At 45.8% G+C, this 20,235-nt stretch carries 16 protein-coding genes and 1 tRNA gene; 12 read left to right on the forward strand and 5 right to left on the reverse strand.

Annotated elements, in window-relative coordinates; all coding sequences use genetic code 11:
* Positions 1 to 538 precede the first annotated feature (538 nt).
* The 10 genes from MsAg5_RS03265 to MsAg5_RS03310 all read left to right on the forward strand — a co-directional run bounded on the left by MsAg5_RS03265 (position 539) and on the right by MsAg5_RS03310 (position 14,513).
* Positions 539 to 4,630 (forward strand): beta strand repeat-containing protein, encoded by a 4,092-nt coding sequence (locus MsAg5_RS03265; RefSeq protein ID WP_338099191.1) that lies wholly within the window; start codon positions 539 to 541, stop codon positions 4,628 to 4,630.
* A 450-nt stretch (positions 4,631 to 5,080) separates the two neighbouring features.
* Positions 5,081 to 7,498, forward strand: coding sequence for a hydrogen gas-evolving membrane-bound hydrogenase subunit E (gene mbhE / locus MsAg5_RS03270; RefSeq protein WP_338099192.1), 2,418 nt, complete (start codon positions 5,081 to 5,083; stop codon positions 7,496 to 7,498).
* Positions 7,495 to 8,238, forward strand: a complete 744-nt coding sequence (locus MsAg5_RS03275; RefSeq protein ID WP_338099193.1) for an MnhB domain-containing protein — start codon at positions 7,495 to 7,497, stop codon at positions 8,236 to 8,238. Before mbhE ends, MsAg5_RS03275 begins: the two co-directional genes overlap by 4 nt.
* Positions 8,235 to 8,654 (forward strand): NADH-quinone oxidoreductase subunit K, encoded by a 420-nt coding sequence (locus MsAg5_RS03280; RefSeq protein WP_338099194.1) that lies wholly within the window; start codon positions 8,235 to 8,237, stop codon positions 8,652 to 8,654. Before MsAg5_RS03275 ends, MsAg5_RS03280 begins: the two co-directional genes overlap by 4 nt.
* Positions 8,651 to 10,360, forward strand: coding sequence for a proton-conducting transporter transmembrane domain-containing protein (locus tag MsAg5_RS03285; protein ID WP_338099195.1), 1,710 nt, complete (start codon positions 8,651 to 8,653; stop codon positions 10,358 to 10,360). Before MsAg5_RS03280 ends, MsAg5_RS03285 begins: the two co-directional genes overlap by 4 nt.
* The gene (locus tag MsAg5_RS03290; protein ID WP_338099196.1) at positions 10,357 to 10,878 is read left to right on the forward strand and encodes a Na+/H+ antiporter subunit E; all 522 of its coding nucleotides are present in this window, start codon (positions 10,357 to 10,359) and stop codon (positions 10,876 to 10,878) included. Before MsAg5_RS03285 ends, MsAg5_RS03290 begins: the two co-directional genes overlap by 4 nt.
* Positions 10,875 to 11,159 (forward strand): monovalent cation/H+ antiporter complex subunit F, encoded by a 285-nt coding sequence (locus MsAg5_RS03295; RefSeq protein WP_338099197.1) that lies wholly within the window; start codon positions 10,875 to 10,877, stop codon positions 11,157 to 11,159. The genes MsAg5_RS03290 and MsAg5_RS03295 overlap by 4 nt, the downstream gene beginning before the upstream one ends.
* Positions 11,159 to 12,052, forward strand: coding sequence for a monovalent cation/H(+) antiporter subunit G (mnhG, locus tag MsAg5_RS03300; RefSeq protein WP_338099198.1), 894 nt, complete (start codon positions 11,159 to 11,161; stop codon positions 12,050 to 12,052). The genes MsAg5_RS03295 and mnhG overlap by 1 nt, the downstream gene beginning before the upstream one ends.
* 291 nt (positions 12,053 to 12,343) lie before the next feature.
* Positions 12,344 to 13,312, forward strand: coding sequence for a DUF4198 domain-containing protein (locus tag MsAg5_RS03305; RefSeq protein ID WP_338099199.1), 969 nt, complete (start codon positions 12,344 to 12,346; stop codon positions 13,310 to 13,312).
* 625 nt (positions 13,313 to 13,937) lie between these two features.
* A complete protein-coding gene (locus MsAg5_RS03310; RefSeq protein WP_338099200.1) occupies positions 13,938 to 14,513 on the forward strand; it encodes a hypothetical protein in 576 nt (191 codons plus the stop codon).
* Between the two features lie 237 nt (positions 14,514 to 14,750).
* Here MsAg5_RS03310 and MsAg5_RS03315 read toward each other — a convergent pair whose 3' ends face one another.
* The 3 genes from MsAg5_RS03315 to MsAg5_RS03325 all read right to left on the reverse strand — a co-directional run bounded on the left by MsAg5_RS03315 (position 14,751) and on the right by MsAg5_RS03325 (position 16,842).
* A complete protein-coding gene (locus tag MsAg5_RS03315) occupies positions 14,751 to 15,059 on the reverse strand; it encodes a hypothetical protein (RefSeq protein WP_338099201.1) in 309 nt (102 codons plus the stop codon).
* A gap of 110 nt (positions 15,060 to 15,169) precedes the next feature.
* Positions 15,170 to 15,655: a thioredoxin-dependent thiol peroxidase gene (bcp, locus tag MsAg5_RS03320; RefSeq protein WP_338099202.1), complete on the reverse strand. Its 486-nt coding sequence runs from the start codon at positions 15,653 to 15,655 to the stop codon at positions 15,170 to 15,172.
* A 104-nt stretch (positions 15,656 to 15,759) separates the two neighbouring features.
* Positions 15,760 to 16,842 (reverse strand): DMT family transporter, encoded by a 1,083-nt coding sequence (locus MsAg5_RS03325; protein ID WP_338099203.1) that lies wholly within the window; start codon positions 16,840 to 16,842, stop codon positions 15,760 to 15,762.
* A gap of 381 nt (positions 16,843 to 17,223) precedes the next feature.
* Between MsAg5_RS03325 and nikR the strand changes: the two genes are divergently transcribed.
* Positions 17,224 to 17,664: a nickel-responsive transcriptional regulator NikR gene (nikR, locus tag MsAg5_RS03330; protein ID WP_338099204.1), complete on the forward strand. Its 441-nt coding sequence runs from the start codon at positions 17,224 to 17,226 to the stop codon at positions 17,662 to 17,664.
* A 246-nt stretch (positions 17,665 to 17,910) separates the two neighbouring features.
* On the opposite strand, the gene MsAg5_RS03335 is transcribed toward nikR, so the two are convergent.
* A tRNA-Lys gene (locus tag MsAg5_RS03335) sits at positions 17,911 to 17,984 on the reverse strand.
* A gap of 476 nt (positions 17,985 to 18,460) precedes the next feature.
* Here MsAg5_RS03335 and MsAg5_RS03340 point away from each other — a divergent pair.
* Positions 18,461 to 18,673 (forward strand): TRAM domain-containing RNA chaperone, encoded by a 213-nt coding sequence (locus tag MsAg5_RS03340; RefSeq protein ID WP_338099205.1) that lies wholly within the window; start codon positions 18,461 to 18,463, stop codon positions 18,671 to 18,673.
* A gap of 169 nt (positions 18,674 to 18,842) precedes the next feature.
* Here the strand turns inward: MsAg5_RS03340 and MsAg5_RS03345 are convergent, their stop codons facing one another.
* Positions 18,843 to 19,568, reverse strand: a complete 726-nt coding sequence (locus MsAg5_RS03345) for a hypothetical protein (RefSeq protein ID WP_338099206.1) — start codon at positions 19,566 to 19,568, stop codon at positions 18,843 to 18,845.
* Positions 19,569 to 20,235: the final 667 nt, after the last annotated feature.

The following is a 20,235-nucleotide window of genomic DNA, read 5'->3' on the forward strand; positions in this document are numbered from 1 at the left end:
CAAAAACAATAAAATTAAAAAACAAACAAAATTCAACTTCATTTGTGATTGTCAAATCACAAATGATTTTTCTTTTTTTAATATTCAGTCTTCTCATTTTCTTTTCTATCATTTTTTTCTATCATTTTTTTTCTATCATTTTCATTTGGTATTTTTTTCTTTTCAAAAATTTGTTTCTTTTTTATTTTGAAATAAGATCTGTGCGCCGGGTTTCCATTCAGAAACTTTTGATTATATATGCCAAAATGTCCATTATTTCTATAATATATCTTTATTTAAAGAAAATTAAATTATTTGTATGATATATTTATATAATCGAACAACTGTTCATATTATCAATAAAAATTACTATTTAGAAAAAATAATTATTTATAACAAATAATATCTGAACAATTTAATTATATTATTCAAAATAAATATATATGTACGCCTGCTATATTTATGATACTATTTCGGAGCATAATTAATTCTAAACGTTACAATAATTAAACAAATAACAATTTAAATTTATCAATGAGGATTTAAGGGGTCAAATAGGATGGATTCTCAAACAAAAAAATACGTCAAAATCGGGATCATTATTTTGATTGTGATTTTATTGGCGCTTCTTTTAACGACGTGTCTCAACACTCAAAAAGGAGTACAAGACTGCAAGTGTTCGGTTTCAAATCCGGGAAACAATTCCAGCGCCGGTTTTGAAGCCGATCCGAACAAAGGCGGTTCGCCGTCTTCGCCGTCGCCGATGAATGTGACGCCGGGCGGCAACGGCACGCCGGTCAATCCATCGGGACCGCAGGCTTTGTCTTTTTCAGCGGAGCTCTATGACTATCAATATGATACCGTCTCAAATACGGGAACGCTTCGCCTCATGGTGACGGCGAACAAAACCATTACGGCCGCTGACATCACAGAGGTTGAATATTCAAAAATCAACGGTGGTTCGGATGACGGAACTTTGACGCCGGTCGTGGTTGAATATTTGCCGGCGGCAAATTCTTTCTTGGTTTCCGTCACCGGCGCGCCGTTAGATACCCCGAATTCCGGAAATGTTTACGCGTATTCCATCACAAACGGAAACGCGTCGACGATTTCACAAACAGCCAACTATCCGTTTGAGTCCGGCACCGGCGCCGATGATTCCGGCAACGAATTTGTGATCGACCACATTGTTCAGTTCGACGCCCTCAGATATTATACAGGCAGTTTCGGCAGCGGCAAGTATTTCAAAATCAACGCCGGCCTCGAACTTCCGGACGACTGGAACGTTCCGGCGTCGTCAGACCCCACCGACGCAGCTTATTACGAACGCGCTTACACAGACGAAAACGGCTGGCAGCCAATCGGCGACGCAACGGCCGGATTTGGCGGCAAACTGGACGGCGGAAATGCGGAACTTTCCAAGTTTTACATCAACCGGACAGCAGCCGACGATCAAGGTCTTTTCGGAATCACGGCAGCAAGTTCCGAAATCAAGAATATGAATTTGAATTTGACCGGCCGAACGATTGAAGGAAAGGATAATGTCGGAAGCCTTGTCGGAAGAAATTACGGAAAGGTGACAGATTCTCAAATGAATGGCGGAACAATCGCCGGAAATCAATATGTCGGCGGCTTAATTGGCTCAAACGGAGACGTTTCCCTCGGCGTTCAGGGCGGCGCCATTTCGAATTCCCATGCAGGTGCTTTGGGAACACCGATTATTGTTTCCGGCAACAAGGACGTCGGCGGCCTTATTGGCGACAACGACGGTCCGGTTTCGAATACATATGTTTTCGCAACAGTCAATGAAGGACCAAGCGCCGGCAGCAATATCAGCGGATTTATCGGTTACAATCATGGAAACGGTACACTGACATCTGTTAACGCAACCGTCACAGTCAACGCGGCCAAAAGCCACAATGTCGGCGGTTTGGTTGGCAACAACAACGGTGCTATTAATGTGGGAACCGGTACACCTATTTCCGTCTCCGGAACAATTACCGGAAATCAGTTTGTCGGCGGTCTTCTCGGTCAAAATCTTGCTCCGATTACAGGTACAGCCGGCAGTTTGGTTTCAACAGATGTTTCCGTCACCGGAAACAATTCGACAGGTGGTTTTATCGGTAAAAATATGGCAGCGGTTTCTTACGCCCAATCAAACGGAACCGTCACAGCCGGCAGCGCGGCTTCAAGCAAAGAACTCGGCGGTTTCATCGGCAACAACACCGGTGAATTATCTTATGTGTCGGCGGTATGTAACGTCGCAGCGCCGGACAGCAGTTATGTCGGCGGCCTTCTTGGAAATAATACTATCAGCGGCGCTAAGTCCGGAAAAGTTTTCGATTCCAATGCCGGAACGGCGGCAAACCCGATTTCCGTTACCGGAAAAGAATATGTCGGCGGTTTGATTGGTGAAAACAACGTCACAGCAAAACCGTCCGTTTCAACCACAACGGTCAATGCGGCCGTGGTCGGCAGCGGAACCGGAAAGTATGTCGGCGGATTTGTCGGCAACAACAACGGTTCTATCAGTTTAAGCAATTCGATGGTCAACGCGAGCGTTTCGGCGCCGAACAGCAATGGTGTCGGCGGCTTCATCGGTCAAAATAATATTGCCGGATCGATTCAGGTTTTGGACAATCTGGAATATTCAAATCCGGTCAAAGGGTATGACGAAACCGGCGGTTTTATCGGCAACAACACGGGAACAATCACCATGGGCTCCAATAGCATCACCATGAAGAGCAATGTGGATGGAAATAATATTGTCGGCGGGTATATCGGCTGGAACAACCGGTCGGTTTCCAATGTGTCTGTCGGCGGAACAACCGATTCCGTTTATGTGAACGGAACGGACAACACCGGTGGCCTGATCGGACGAAATAATGGTACTATTTCGTCATCATCCGTTGGCGCGTCCAATGGGCAAGTTCTGGTTTCCGGCAATGTCAATATCGGCGGAATGGTCGGCTATAACCGCGGCGCAATTTCCACGTCCAACATTGGTACGGCAACGACTCCGATTTCCGTTTTTGGGTACACGGATGTCGGTGGAATGGTCGGCAATAACGGGGCTTCCATTAACAATTCCTCTGTTTATTCGACGGTTAATGAAGGTGGAACCGGAGCAAACAGACAATGTTTCGGTGGTTTGATCGGTAACAAGACGGCCAGCGATGATATTGTTTTGAACAATGTGTCGGTTGTTTCAACAGTCACCGCTGAAAACAGCAATGATGTCGGCGGCGTCATCGGTAAAAATATGGGGAATATTAAAATCGACTCTCCGCTGACTTTTTCAAGTGAAACAAAAGGAAAGACGAATGTCGGTGGTTTCATTGGTAACAATTACGGCACCGGAAAGAAAATCGACGCAACAGCAACAAACAACATTACCGTCAAAGGCAATGTGACCGGCGTCAATAGTGTCGGCGGTTTGATCGGGTTGAATCAACAACTGGTTTCAAACATGTTTGTTGGTTTGTCAACATCTCCTGTCACCGTGACCGGAAACAGTAATGTCGGCGGTTTGATCGGAAGCAACAGCGGAACAGTTCTGTCATCGAACGTAACTGTCATTGTTAATGAAAAAGACGTTAGTGCTGCCTATGGGTCCGGATTCGGAAGTTTTGTCGGATATAATAATGCGAACGGAAACATTACATTTGACGCCGGCAATATGTTGATCAGCTCGACAATCAATGCAGCCAGCAGCACGAAAGTCGGCGGCGCCGTTGGATCAAATCATGCTTCGGCAAAGATCACCATCAATTCCGTTTCACTTGAAACGCCGGTTTCCGGAAAGAATGATGTCGGCGGATTTGTCGGATATAATGCCGGAATCATCGATATTCAAGGTCCGCTGTCCTTTTCCGAATCGGTTACAGGTTCCAATTCTGTCGGTGGTTTTATCGGCAACAATACGGGAACAATCGCTTATAAGGATTCGAGCAGTATTGTCACAATGGAAAGTGCCGCAAAAGTTTCCGGAGTTGAATTCGTCGGCGGCTACATGGGCAACAACACCAATGCAGGTTCCGAGATCTATTACGTCCAAGCATTCAACGACGTCGAAGGTCTCAAACGCGTCGGCGGTCTCATCGGTTATAACAACGGAAAAATGTCCAATGTTATGTTCGGCGGCAATGTGAATGAAACCGGTTCAGGAACGTATTTCGGCGGCTTGGCCGGCTGGAATCAGGGTCAAATCGACAATTCATTTTCAACCGGAAACATAAACGCCGGAACCAGTCGGGAAATCGGCGGTTTAATTGGAATCATGAACGGCACGTCGCCGAGTCTTCAAAACTGCTATTCATCGGGTAACGTTGTCGGTAATTATTCCGTCGGCGGTCTCGTTGGTTCAGCTTCAAACTCTGCAATCACGAATTCCGTTGCGTTAAACAGCGGTATTTCGGGTAATGACCGCGTGTACAGAATTGCCGGTTTTAACAGCGGTGTTTTGACCGACAATTATGCGCTGGACAGTTTGACCGGTACAAGTGATCCGGCCGGACTTGATGGCGCCAATGTCACGCAAACAGATGCGCAAACACAAGCTTTCTACACAACCGCTCCAATGGACTGGGATTTCGCAACGCCAATCTGGGAAATCACATCCGGTTCCTATCCGGTTCTGGCTTGGATGTAAAATTCAATCCAATCAAAATTTAAACGGCAAAAAATCAAACAGCAAAAAATCAAACAAGTTCAAAAATCGAACAAAAATCGAAAACTTGTTCAACTCCCAAATCGTGGGCGGTTCAAAACTGCCCTTTTTTCTTTTTTCACCGATTCTTTCATTGTTTCCCTTGTTTTTTTCTTGGTTCACAAATAATTTAATATATAGTGAATTTGAACATATAGTATCTTTTAGCTTGTCTAGACGTTCTTTATCATTTTATTCATCCGTTCTCGGATGATTTTGATTTCATCATCCGGCCGGCTTCATTTTAAGGAGCTGTCGTCGCCTGTTGAAAACCTCTATGAAATTATTGTGAATTGCATTGACCCTATCGTAAGATATTGATGATTACCGGTCTGATCATGGTCGGTCATTCTCAATTATTATCGTAAACATTGAGCAGAGTTGTGATTTCTCTTGGACGCATTTTATTTCCTGGCATTGATTGTTCTTTTGCCTTTTCTGATGGCGCTTTTTGTACCGGCCGCGTACAAAATCCTCAAAGATAAGGTCGGATGGTTCGCAGCGGCGGTCGCTTTCGTTTGTTTGCTAATGGTTGCGTCCATCATTCCGACCACGTATGCAGGCGAAGTCCTGGCCGGCACGATGTCTTGGATTCCGGGACTTTCCGTCAATCTGGCGCTTTACGCGGACGGGCTTTCCGTTCTGCTCGGCGTTATCGTTTCCTTCATCGGCATTTTAATCATGTCGTATTCCAACAAATATTTGTCCAAAGACGAAGACTTGGTCCGCTACTACCAATATCTGCTCGTTTTCATGGGATCGATGCTCGGCGTCGCCTTTTCCGACAACTTGATTCAATTGTTCATTTTCTGGGAATTGACCAGCATCAGCTCGTTTATGCTTATCGGTTACTACCGCAAAACCAAAGAATCCATTTACGGCGCGACAAAAGCGCTGCTCATCACAGGCGGCGGCGGTCTTTTCATGTTCGCCGGATTCCTGCTTCTCTTCACAATCACCGGCACCTACGGCATTTCCGAAATGCTCACGAGCCCGGACATGATTGCGGTCGTCAAAGACAGTCCGCTCTTTACGATTACCTTAATTTTCATTCTCATCGGCGCCTTTGCGAAATCCGCGCAAGGCCCGTTTTATGTTTGGCTCCCCAACGCCATGGAAGCCCCGACGCCGGTCAGCGCTTTTCTGCACTCGGCGACAATGGTGAAGGCCGGCGTCTTTTTGGTGGCGCGCCTTCATCCGATGTTTTCCGGCACAACGGATTGGTTTGTTCTCGTTTGCGGCATCGGACTGATTACAATGGTCGGCGCCGGCTTTTTAGCGCTCCGGCAGACGGATCTGAAAGGAATTCTCGCTTATTCCACCATCAGTCAGCTGGCTTATTTGATGACCATGTACGGTTACACCACAATCGCCGAGCCCGGCATTGGTGTGGCGGCGGCGACATTCCATTTGCTCAACCACGCCACCTTTAAGGCGTGCCTTTTCCTGCTCGTCGGCATCGTCGCGCACGAACTGCACACCCGCGATATCCGTAAAATGGGCGGACTTCGAAAGGAGATGCCAATCACGTTCATTTTAACCGTGATTGCGGCGGCGGCGATGGCCGGCATTCCGCCGCTCAACGGATTCCTGAGCAAAGAGTTGTTCTACGAATCTTCCATCCAAATGGCGGAAGCGCTCGGCGGCGGTATTGCCTGGATTATTCCGGTTCTGGCCGTTGTCGGCGGCGTTTTTACGTTCGCGTATTCCTTCCGCTTGATTCTCAAAGTATTCTGCGGCAAACGGACAACCGATCCCGACGTTCCGGCGCACGTTCACGATCCGTCTTGGATTTTGCTGGGTCCGGCGGCAATCTTGGCCGTTCTCATCATTGCGATCGGACTTTTCCCGACGCCGTTTATTGATTATTTGGTTCAGCCGGCCATTAGCGCGATTCTGCCGGGCGCGGACCACTTGCACGTGGCGCTTTGGCACGGCATCACGCCGTCGTTGATCATGACAATTATTACGTTTGCGTTCGGCATTTTGGTTTATTGGAAATACGACGCGATTGCCGGATGGCAAACCCGTTTCAGCGCCAAGCATCCGAAATTCAGCATCAACTGGGTGTACAACACGCTGGTGGACAATGCGTTCGATTTCGGAGCGACGCTCGGACGTCTGCTTCAAAAAGGACCGCCGGCCGGATACGTGAAAACCATGCTCGTTTTCATTATCGTCATGGTTCTGATTCCGTTCGCTTACGCCATCATTTCCGGGCTTTCCATCTTCCCGAATTTGGATTTTGCCGGCATGCCGTCTGAAATGTTGGTCTTCATCATTATTATTTTAACAGCATGGGGCGCCGCGTCGCTGCCGAAATATTTGTCGGCCATCATCTCGTTGTCAGCGTGCGGTTTTGCCGTGTCGCTGCTTTACGCTTATCTCAAAGCGCCGGACCTGGCGATGACGCAGCTGTGTATTGAAACGCTGTCGACCATCATGTTTTTGGTCGTCATTATGAAATTTAAAAACAAAGAAGCCGTTCGCCCCGAAAAGACAAAGGCGAAAGTCAAAAACGCGATTTTGGCCGCCGGATGCGCGCTTGTTTTATTTTTGATGCTCGCCGGCGCCGATTTGATCGCGCCGTTTGAAACGTTCTCTCATTATTTCATCGAAAACGGCCTGGAAATGACGGCCGGGCGCAACATCGTCAACGTGATCGTGGTCGATTTCAGAGGTTATGATACGATCGGCGAAATTTCCGTGATTTGTATCGCGGCGCTGGCGGTTTTCAATCTGATTAAGAGCCGTTCCAAAGACAAACAAGAAAAAACGGTGACATCCACCATGACGGAGGACAAGAAATGACCACGATTATCGCCAAAACCATCTCCAAAGCTTGTTTGGTAATCTGCCTGCTCTTCTCGATTTATTTGCTGCTCAACGGCGGCAACTATCCGGGCGGCGGTTTCGTCGGCGGCGTTTTGTTCGTGTGCGGCATCGCGCTCGTTTATGTGACGTACGGGATGCGTTACATCAACGTCCGCTTGCAGCCGGACTGGCTGGGCTGGGTCGGCTACGGATTGCTGTTCGCGTCCTTGACGGCGCTTGCGCCGCTGTTTGTCGGACACAACTATTTCAGAAGCGCCTTTGACGACTTCCCGATTGAGATTCTCGGCATTCACATCGGTCACATCGAGTTGGTTTCGTCTATGTATTTCGACATCGGCGTTTACTTTACCGTGATCGGCGGCTTACTCTTTATTCTGACCAACATCGCGTCCGACAAAGTCAAAGCCAAGGAATCGGAAAGCCCGTTCAAATATTCGGGAACGGCGGACAAGCCGGTCCGGGTGACCGACGTGCCGGCCGTTTCGGCGACCTCAGCCGGTTCGACGGACGCTGTTTCGAAAACCGCTGCCGCCGGTTCGGTTTCGGAACCGCCTGCGGCGGAACACAAGGCTAAAGCGACCGCCAACCATCACCATCATCTTTACGAGGATTCAAATATTGATGAAATCAACCGCGTGTCAAGTTTTCACAATCCCGACCTGACGCTTTTTAATGACGAAAACGATTTGAACACAAAACCGGGGGAACAAAAATGACGAACGTATGGTTAGCACTCACGATTTCGGTTCTTTTCGGTATCGGCGTTTATTTGATTTTGCGCCGCGACATCGTTAAAATCGCGATGGGATTCGGTTTGATGAGCCACGCGATTAACCTGACGATCGTGTCGTCCGGCGTTTTAAACGGAACGCTGGTTCCGATTTTGATGAGCACGATCAACGAACATGCTCGTTTCGTCTTCCGAGACGATTACGGAGAGGGCATTTTGGCGCCGATTGTTGAAGGGATTTCGGAAGATTATTTGTTTACGGATCCGCTCACGCAGGCGTTGGTCTTGACGGCGATTGTGATCAGCTTTGCGACCACTGCCATCTTTTTGACGCTCGCGTACCGGATCGGCGAGGAATACGGGACGACGGACGTTGACGAACTCAGGAGGCTGCGCGGATGAACTTCGACCCGTCTCTCATCTTTTCGGCGCCGCTGGAATACGTGACGTCGTTCTTCATGGCGAACCTCGTCGTTTTGCCGATCGCCATCTGCTTACTGATGGCGCCCATTATGATTCTTCTTCGGAACTCACCGAAAACTCAAAAATATGTGGCGCTTGCCGTGTCCGCCTTTTTATTCTTCGTCGGCGTCATGTTGTTTTTGGACGTTTACCGGCATGGGATTATCGTTTACGATATCGGCGAGTTCGGAAAATACGGCATCGTTCTCGTCGGCGATTTGCTGTCGGCTTTAATGGTGCTTCTCAACACGTTCATCGGCTTCTTGGTACTGATTTATTCCTTGGATTACATCGAACGCAAGTCTTTGAGCGACAGCTATTTCGTTTTATTTTTCCTGATGCTGGGCGGCATCAACGGAATTTTCCTCACCGGCGATCTGTTTAACATGTTCGTCTTCTTTGAAATCATGTTCTTGTCGTCGACCGGTCTCATTATGGCGAATGAATCGCTCGGCGTCACCGATACGTCCCACAAACTGGAAGCGACGTACAAATACTTGGTTCTCGGCATGATCGGTTCGTTCGTGATGTTGATTGCGATTACGACGATTTATGCTTCGATCGGGTCTCTTAATATTGCCGACTTGGCGGCCAAGATTCAAACGCTGACGGACGCGGGAACGGTCCCGTGGGTTCTGATTGCCGCTGCGCTTTTGTTCGTGGTGGTTTTCGGCAACAAAGCGGCGCTTGTGCCGCTTCACTTCTGGCTGCCGGACGTTCACCCGACGGCGCCGACGCCGGTCAGCGCGATGCTCAGCGGCGTTTTGATTAAAGTCGGCGTTTACGGCATGCTTCGGATCATATTCGTCGTTTTGGCGCCGTCTCTGTCGTTTGTTTTGCCGATCTTAATGTTTTTCGCGCTCATGACGATTGCCATCGGCGCGTTTTCCGCGATCGGTCAAACGGATCTCAAACGGGTTTTGGCGTATTCCAGTGTTTCCCAAATCGGTTACGTTTTGCTGGGATTGTCGTTCGGCACCGCCGGCGCGATTGCGGCCGCGATCATGTATTTGATCAACCACGCGGTGGCCAAGTCTCTCTTGTTCCTGACGGCGGGCGGCATCATTCACGAAACCAAAACGCGCGATCTTCGAAAAATGGGCGGATTGATTACGGTTCTTCCGCTTTTGTCCATGGCCTTTTTAATCGGGGCGATGTCGATTGCCGGCATTCCGCCGATGGGCGGTTTCATCGCGAAATTCGCGTTGTTCCAGTCGGCCGTTTCCGGCGAATTTTATTTGCCGTTCTTGATTGCCTTGGTGTGCGCGATCGCCACCATCTTTTACATGTTCCGGACTTGGATTTCCGTCTTCTGGGGCGAAAACCGGAACACGGATGCTAATGCCGTAGATGCGCATGATGCCGTTGCGGTTGCGGCGCCTGCTGCAGCGGCAGCAGACGTGCATGCCGGGTCGGACGCGCACGCGCCGCCGGATACACACGCAGCGGTACCGGTTTCGCCGGCGCCGCCCAAAAAGCACAAGCTGTCGATTGAAATTGTCATTCCGATTGTGGTGTTGTGCGCCGTCGTCATCATTTTGGGCGTTTACCCGCAGCCGCTTTACGACGTGGCGAACTTGATTGCGGCTCAAATTTTGGATCCGGACGTTTATATTTCCACTGTGCTCGGGAGGGCGCCGAGATGAAAATTAAGTTTAATTTCATGAGATTTTTGGTTTATGTGATGCTCGCCATTCTTTGGGTGCTCATCAGCGGCAGCTTTTCCATCGGAAATTTCCTGCTGGGCATGTTTTTCGGATTCCTGATTTTGTATCCGTTCCGCGACATGTTCACGTTTACGGACACGTTTGGGCACTTCGTCCGCCAGTTCCCGAAAAAGTTGAAGTACGTTTATATTTTGTTCCGGGAAATCATCAAGGCCAATTTCTTCATGGCTTACAAAATCCTTCAGCCGAAGCTGGATATCCGGCCGGGCATCATCGCTTATCCGTTCACAACGACGAAAAGCATTTCCACAACGATTTTGGCCAACACGATTTCGCTGACGCCGGGGACGCTCATCATTGACGTTCACGTCAAAAACCCGACGCTGAAAGGTCCGGGTATTTATTACATTCACTCGATTTACATTGACAGTCCGAAAGAGGTACGTGACACGATTCGCGACGATTTGGAACAACCGATTCTGGAGGCTTTCGAATGATCGACGCGCTTTCCGTTCTTGACTGGGTCACTTTGATCGCTTTGTTTGTGGCGACAGCGGCTCTCTTTATGGCGGTTTACCGTGTTTTTGTCGGCCCGACGATTGTGGACCGGATTGCGGCGGCGGACTCCATCGGCAACACGATCGTGATCATTTTGGCGATTTACGCGTTTTCCCAGGACTCTCCGTTTTTGATCGACATCGCTCTGCTTCTCGCGATTATTTCATTCATCGGAACGCTGGCCATGTCCAAATACGTTGACAGAGGAGACGTGATCTAATGGACTTCTCCTGGATCCCGTTTGACGTGTCCAACCTGCGTCTCTGGCTTTGTTATTTCTTTATTTTGCTGGGCGTTTTGGATATTCTCATCGGTATGATCGGCCTCATCCGGCTGCCGGATATTTACAACAGGCTGCACGCTACCACCAAAATCGCGACGACAGGCGCCTTTTTCGTTCTGTTCGGGATTTTGATTGCGGACGGCTGGACGCCCATGGGCATTAAATCGATCGCGATTGCTGTCTTTTTGTTGATGACCGCGCCGGTTGCGGGACACGTGATTGCCCGGGCCGCGTACAACATCAACGTGCCGCCGTGCGACCAGACCATTTTTGACGCGTATTGCGGCAAGCGCCAAGGCGATTATTGCGACGACTTTGATTACCACGAAGGTTCTTACGTTTACGTCGATTTGGACAAGCGCGACCAGGATCATTCCTTTAGCAAATATAAGGAGAATCTGGCGACGCAGTTTTCCAAGGAAATCACGGATTTGGCCACCGACGTGGTCGAGCAGACGCCGGACACCGTTGCGCCGATTGAGGACGAAGAGGTCGGCGACGAATTGAAGAAAGTTGTTTCCGCGCCGGAAACGAAAGAGCCGGAACCGGAATCTGAAAAACCGATTGAAGATTTGGGCGACGTCATTTCGGAGCCGGACGATTCGGAAGAGAAGACCGAGCTCGAACAAAAGCCGGAACTGACGGAAGGTCTCACAACCGACGAGCTGGAACAAAAGCTGGAAGAAAATCCGGACCTTGAAACAGCGATTCCGGAAAAGAAACTGGAAGCGATTCGTGAAAATGGGGATGACGCCGACGCTGAAAACGCTGACGGTTCCACTGAAGACAAGCCGGACGACTCCAAGTCTGAAACTGAAAAATCTGAATGAAAAGAAGAGTAATTCTTCTTTTCTTTTTCTTTTTTATTTTATTTCCCATCTTCCGTTTCTTTTTTGCCGGCCGCCGCGCGCGTTATGGCGTTCGTTTTTCCTGATTCATAAACAATACGATCGGTACTGTTTTTTGTTTTTCTTCTTTTTTGAAGGGCTGTTTTTGGCAGAATAAGTTTTAAATATCTTAATTTTCATTCTACTTTTTAACACGAAACTAAAAAAACGTGTTAAAAATTGTTTCAATTTTATATTATATTTTATTATCATTTTGATTTTGGAGAAATATTTATGTTCAAAAAGATGACATTTTTGGCGTTGGCGGCCTTTCTCGTTTTGATTTTCGCCGCCATGCCCGCGTCCGCCCACTCTTTAATGATGATGTCCGGCGACAATTTAACCGACGCCTGCGAAGCGGATATTCACAATTATTTAATCAACCCCGGCGTTCAGTCGATTGTGATTGTCGGCGGTCACGGCTACGAGTATGATTTTGAGGACACGCCCGATATGCTCACTGTGACGATTACGGCGCCCGACGGCACGACCAAAAGCGTTGCCACCACGACGGTGACGGAAAATTTCACCAACATTTTGTCCGGCGGCAAATACGTTTTGAATTACCAGCAAGTAAACGTCACTTTTGATCAAAAGGGCATTTACTACTTGTCGACGTCCATGGACGAAACAACCACAACAAATAACACAACAACGACCACCACCCAGTTATCCAAAATGATGATTTTTGTCGGCAGCGGCACTTGGGACGGTTGGTCCAGAGATTTGGGTCTCCCCTTGGAATTTGTGCCGTACACCCGTGTCGGCGGTCTGGCCACCGGTGAAGCCCTTTACGGAAAAGTTGTCGCGAACGGCGCCGGCGTTTCCAACATCACTTTCTACGGCGAACCCGTGAACAACGCGACCGCCGCAAAAGCCGCTTACGATGAGATCAAACAAACCTATCCGGAAATCGGCGAAGACATTTATTTGGTTTATTCCAAACGCGCCTACACCGACGGTTCCGGTGATTTCGTGTCGACCCCCAACGCCCCCGGCGTTTGGATGTATGTCGCCGAATCCAACAAAACCGCAGACGGTCACAGCTTTAAAACAACATTCACCGTTCCGGTTTTGGATCAATTGTCCACAAGCACAGCAACAACCACAGCAGACGGCACAAAAACAGTTCCCGGATTTGAGCTTGTCATCGGCGTTTTGGCAGTTCTCGGCGTTGGTTTGTTCCTTTACAAAAGAAAATAATGTAAAGTAACCACTATTTTCTTTCTTTTTTTCTTAGAAAACCCTCCCGTTTAAACAGACGCGTTTCGCGTCTGTTTAAACGGATTCCACTTATCTGCAGATGCAAATTGTAAATTGGAATCTGCAGATGCAAATTGTAAATTGGAATCTGCAGATGCAAATTGGATTAGGAATACAACTGTATTTTTGGAAACAGCAGGTACAAACTGAAATCTAAAAACAGTCAACTGCAGATGCAAATTGAAATTTAAAAATAGTGAACTGTAGGTGCAAACTGAAATTTTAAAATAGTTAACTGTAGGTGCAAACTGAAATTTTAAAATAGTTAACTGTAGGTGCAATTGGAATTTAAAAATAGTTAACTGTAGATGCAAACCGTAATTTTAAATTAGAATACAGTAGGTACAAGCTGTAATTCAAAATTCGTCTTCTAATTTTATTTATATTTATCAAAAAATTGAATATGTATTTATATAATCTTGCTGAATATTTTTATATGACGTCACAAAGACTTCCGATTCGGTTTCTTTTTATTTGTTCTCTCATTTTTGTTTTAAATTTGATACCGGTTTCAGCATTTGAAGATATTCAAACGGATGATCAAAACCATCTGGAGCAAATTTCAATGACGTATTCCGATTCAGACCTGAAAGCTCTTGGTTATTCAAATAAAGAAGTTGAACTGTTGCGGTGGAAATCCGGAACGATGAATTCATCCAAATTAGAAGACAATCTGGTTATCGGACAATGGGTCGGCTCGGGAGATGAAGATTTTGTTTACCATCCGGAAACAGATGAAACGACGGTGACGATTTATTATTCCGTTTCATGGAAAAAAATGCCTTTGATGAAATTCAACGACGCTGTTTATTTCAACGGCGGAGAATGGCTTATCGACAAACCGAATTCTTCTTTCACGGCCGATTACAGCAACGGATCGCAGATTCAATTTCCGCTTTATTCGGATTCCGCATTTGATACTTATTCAAAATTCCCGTTGACGTTTTCCAATCCGGAAACAAAATCTAAAGAACAGTTTTCACAAGGTTCCGGAAAGATGGTTTTGAGTCATTACGGAAACGTTCCTTATGTGACGCCTTCAACAACATATGGGCATTATTATTCGCCGTTTGTTTCCAAGCACCTGATGAGTACGTGTACGTCGTCCGAAACCATTTATAATGGTTCGGATTCGTCTTAATTTTAAAATTTGTTTAAAATGGTGTTTTATTGGAGCACCGTCTTTCAAATTTATTTATATTTATCAAAAAATTGAATATGTATTTATACAATCTTGCTGAATATTTTTATATGACTTCACAAAGACTTCCGATTCGGTTTCTTATTGTCTTTTTTTGTTGTCTTGAGTAAAGGGGACTGATTGGCATGGATGCGGATACGATTTACAGATATGGTTTGAGTGCGCTATTTTTCGGTTTCACTTTTGTTCTGATCCCGACGGCCTTTTTATCTTATATCTTTTATGAGACATTTCTTTGTGGTCCGTTGTTGGTTTTTTGGATGGCGGCGGTTGTGATCTACTGCACGTTTTTGATTTTGGATAAAATAAAAGAACTGAAACCGGATGAAATGTTAAAGGAGGAGAAATTGGAATGACAGAATTATTTGTGATTTTTGCGATATTATCTCTCATAGCGATAACCACGGCACCGCTCCTATTAATATCGGCAATAAAAAAGGTATATAACCAAAAATCACCTGTTTTGGAATGTGTTTTATTGGTCATTGATGGATTCTGTTTCTGGTTTTGGCTCCTTATGGTCTTTGGAAGTTTACCGACTCCCTAAGTCAATTTGGCAATGAAAATAATTTCATTGCTTTATTTTTTCATAGATTTTACTTATTCTGTTTTTGTTTTTTCAATTCATCTAAAACAGCATCTGCATGTCCATCCACTTTCACATTATTCCAAATCTTTGAAATATTTCCGTCCGGATCAATCAAAAATGTTGTTCGGACGGTTCCCATGTTTTCTTTGCCCATGAATTTCTTGAGCTGCCAGACGTCAAACGCTTTGTTGGCCACGAGTTCTTCATCCGATAAAAGCATGATTTTGAGTTCGCGCTTTTCCGTGAATTTTTGATGAGAAGCGACGCTGTCTTTGCTGACGCCGATGATGATGGCGCCTTCTTTTTCAAATTGATCTTTCAGTTCGGAAAAAGCAATCGCTTCTTTTGTGCAGCCGCCGGTGTTGTCTTTCGGATAAAAATAAAAGACAATCCATTTTCCGAGGAAGTCTTTCAAACATGTTTTTTGGGATTCTTGATTCAAAAGGCAAACGGCAGGGGCGCTGTCGCCTGCTTTGAGTGATGATGTCGGCATAATTTTTCTCCTGATTTGAATTTGATGAATATTCGAATTTGATGAATAATTCAAATCAATCACTTAAGTATTTGATTTTTCCGATTTCACTTCTTATTTTTTTGTTATTCATGTGAATGCCGGTGATGAATATCCGGATTGTGCGCATGTGCGTGCGTTTTTGTTTCATGTGTGTGAACGTGTGTGTGCGTGTTCGTGCCGTCCGGATTTGAATGAACGGTCTGACCGTCAGCGTGATTGTGATGGCCGTCGTCATGGCTGTGACCGTGTTCGTGCGTCAGTTCTTCATGAATGTGTTCATGACTGTGGTTTTCTTTGACGGCCAGCCAAACGCCGATCATCATCAATATGGCTGCGATCCAAAAAGCAGGCGTAACGTTCGTTCCGAAAATGATGAACGACACAATGACGCCCATAAACGGCGCTGCGGCGTAATATGTGCTTGTCCGGGCGGCGCCCAAATGACGCTGCGCTTTGACATAAAGAAAAATGCTGAGGCCGTAAGACACAAATCCGAGAACCATTGCAAAGAAAAGGGCTTGGAGGGGAATATCGGAAATCGGCGTTCTTTCAAACAAAAAGAAAATCAGGGCGGCGCCGAGTCCGGATCCGAACCCTTTGATAATAACTATTTGAGCCGGATCTTTTTCCGACATGTTTCGCGTACAATTATTTTCAAGTCCCCAGCAGCAGCAAGCGGCGAGAACCAAGAAGGATCCTGTGGAAAAGTGGAAGGTTGAGGCTGTCCAGTCGATGGACAAAATGATGGACGCGATTGTGATGATGCCGATCGACAGCCACATTCGTTTGCCGACGGCTTCTTTAAAAAACACAAGCGCGATCACGGAGGTAGCAACCATTTCAAAATTGAAGAGGAGCGACGCGTTTTCCGCGGTCGTCATCATCAAGCCGAGCATCAGCAAAAACGGCGCCAAGATGTCTAAAAGAATCATCAGGATTGTCCACGGCAATTCTTTTTTGGTAATCTTCGCTTCTTTTTTGTCGGAACCGGCAGCGCGGGAGAACAACCGCATCGCAAAAATGCCGATTCCGGCGCCCAAATAAAGGAGGGAAACCATCAGCATCGGTGGGATATCGTTGAGCAGGAGTTTTGAAAACGGCGCGTTTAAACCGAACAGAAGCGCCGCCAAAAGCGCCAAACCGACGGCAGAATTTTTGATGTCCATCCTGATGCCTCATTTATTATTTTTGTCCAAAAATGTTTTTGAATTCGTGTTACGTTTTGATTTGATTTGTATACGCATCTTCACATTTTTTACATACATTCTTCAAACGACTATTTTTAAAAACTGTCGTCCGTGTATATAAATTTAATTTTTGGACAACTTTACTTGCGTAAAACTGATGTTCCGTCTTTGGATACTAAGTATTACCGCCGGATGCAAGAATAACACAAAGTCTTATAAATGTAAAAAGAGTTTATTTTATTTGTTGTATGACGACGGTTCTTTTCCGGAACCATCCCATGAATCAAATATTCAAAATCATATCAAAATTCATACGAATTTAAAAATCTCAAAATCAACATAAGATCAAATGGTGGAAAAATGATCGACGACAAAAAAACCGAAAAAGAATTGATGCGTATCGGCGTCTCGCTTCCGGACAATCTGCTCACAAAATTCGATAACATCATCGAAGAACGCGGCTATTCTTCCCGTTCGGAAGGCATTCGCGACGCGATTCGGAGCTACATCAACCATTACGAATGGATGAACGACATCAAAGGAAAGCGCGTCGGCACCATTTCTTTGGTCTACGATCACACCAAACGCGGCTTGTCCAATATGATGGCCGACATTCAGCATGAGCACTCCAACATCATCAAAACGTCGATTCACGTTCACTTAGACCACGAAAACTGTTTGGAAGTCGTTGTGCTTGAAGGCGACGGCATTGAAATCAAATTGCTCGCCGAAAAAATTCTGTCCTTAAACGGCGTCAAGTTTTCCAAATTAACAACGGTTCCGTCAACGGATAAATTGTAAAAATAAGTAAAATGAAATCGGATTTTCCGATTTTAATTTTCTTTTTTTATTCCTCTGCTGTCTCGTTATTTGAATTTGTAAGTATTCCTTACAAGTTGCTACTCTGCTTTTTTTGCCGGCGGTTCCGCGCGCGCGTTATGGCGCTCATTTTTGAAAATGTTTTAAAAAAACGGTGTGCGGTTTTTATTGAGATTTTCAAATAACCGGACTTACTGAAAATTATTCCTGAAAGAAAGAAGAATTGAGCGGGCCCGAAGGGATTTGAACCCCCGACCTATGGATTAAGAGTCCACCGCTCTGCCTGACTAAGCCACGGGCCCACAATGTTGGTTGATGTTGGTTTAAGTTTTGCAAAAAAGAACCGCTTTTAAAAACGGCTTCTTGCCCGTCTTTTCGGGTAGAATCCCCTCAAAACGAATATCCCATAATCCGTTTGACCTTATATAAAGGTTTCCGAAATCGGCTTTTTTAATTCAGATCTGTTTTCTAAAAACTCCCGCTGCGTCCTACTTATCCTCATGATATTTTTTATGCAGCGTTGCGTTTTGTTGATTTAATTTTTATCAATCGGGAAGGATTTTCACAAATGGGAGCAACGTCGGAACCTATTTATATCATCCTTGCCATGAATGCATAATTAATTTATTAGAATTATACTAAGCCTTCTGCTTTTGCTTTCGCAATTTGACATATATGGATTGGTCTCTTTTAAATTAGTTTTTCGTGCTGTTTTCGCTTTCAGGAGCGTTATTCAGCAACACAAATTCAAAGGTAGATTAAAATGTTTAAAAATTCAATGTTTAAGAACAGTAACGAAAACGTGACCGCCCCGGTTTCCGAAGGCAAAACCTATGATGTTAAAATCGAAGACATCGCTCAAAAAGGCGACGGCATTGCCAGAATCGAAGGCTATGTCATCTTTGTTCCGGACACCGCAGCCGGCGAAGAAGTCACCGTCAAAATCACAAGAGTGCTCCCGAAATACGCATTCGCAACCGTTGTTGAGTAAACAGGTTGTCAATTGACAATTCTTAGGATGTTGAGCGATCAACATCCTTTTTTTATCGAATTTTTATCTTTTAAATAAATTAGCAACTGTCCGGTGGAAAATAAAAAACGCCCGGACGAGTTGCCTCGTCCGGGCTTTGTTTTCATTTCACATCGATTATGGGATGGTTTTACTGGTGGTGGTGTCTACCGGCCAAGAAGTGGAGAAGGAATGCGGCCAGACCAATGATAATGCCGTAGTAGGCCAATTTTTCAACTTTCTTGACTTTGCTTTTCTTGCTCTTCTTCTCTTTTTTCATGTACATATTGTTTTCCTCCTCAAGGGTGTCTTCATCATCGTAAAATAAAATTTCATTGACATCGTCGAAAGACAATTCGATATCAATATCATCAATGTCATCTTGGCCGGCGTTTTTAACCGGAATTTTCTTTGCGCCTGCGCCTGTCGGCTTGGCGGCAGATTTGGGTGCCGGTTTTTTGGCGGCTGTTTTGTTGGGGGCCGCAGCGGTTTTTGTTCCGGCGGTTTTAGATGCAGATGATGATTTGGATGCGGCCGGTTTGGCAGCGGTGGATTTTGAGGCTGCCGGTTTGGCGGCGGCAGATTTTGAGGCAGCCGGTTTTGATGCGGCGCCGGATGTTGTCTTTACCGCCGGTTTGGCAGCGGGTTTAGATGCCGGTTTTGCTGCCGGTTTTGCTGCAGTTTTAGCAGCGGGGTTGGCAGCCGGCTTTGCGGCCGGATTGGCTGCTGCGGGTTTTGCCGTTGTTCTGGGTGCCGCCGGTTTTGTGCTTGACATGACCGGTTTAGCGGTCGATTTGGACGCGGCCGGAGCGATTCCGGCGGCTGTCGCATTTTCCTTTTCAGCCGGTTTCGGCATTGTGCTTGTTGTATCAACCATGGATAATCCTCTTTTTATTAAGTATGAAAATATTGTACATGAATATTTTCAGAGATGATTTAAAAAGATTAAAACATATTATAATATATTAATCTATATATAATTAATGTCTGAGTTAATCGTTGTGGTTTTCAATCTCTAAAATAAAAATAATCCGCATGGGAAATAGGCGTTTCTAAAAATTCCGTCGCTTCGCTAGGAATTTTTCAAGGACTGTGTGAGTCTGAATCCATTGTGTTCGCTTCGCGAACGGCTCCCTTCGGTCGCAGAAATACAGTTTTTTCTTGTTCCCGTTTTGCACCTACTGTTTCTAACAATACAGGTATTTCTTGGTACCGTTTTGCATCTTCCGTTTCTAACAATACAGGTCTTACTTGGTACCGTTTCCCACCTTCTGTTTCTAACAATACAGGTTTTTCTTAGTACCGATTTACATCTTATTGTTCCGAACAATACAGGTTTTTCTTGGTACCGTTTTGCATCTTCTGTAACTGTTCAGATTGTACATGCTCAGCGGTATCCGTAAAATACAGATGCTTCGCATCTGATTTTACGGGATGGTTTGCTTGTGTTTTCAAAAAAAACGCCCGTCGGTTTTGAAAAAAATCAAAAAATGTCCGTTGGTTTTGAAAAAAAGCCAAAAAAACCGACCCACCGTTTTTTAAAA

The organism is Methanolapillus africanus (assembly GCF_032714475.1).
GTDB lineage: Archaea > Halobacteriota > Methanosarcinia > Methanosarcinales > Methanosarcinaceae > Methanolapillus > Methanolapillus africanus.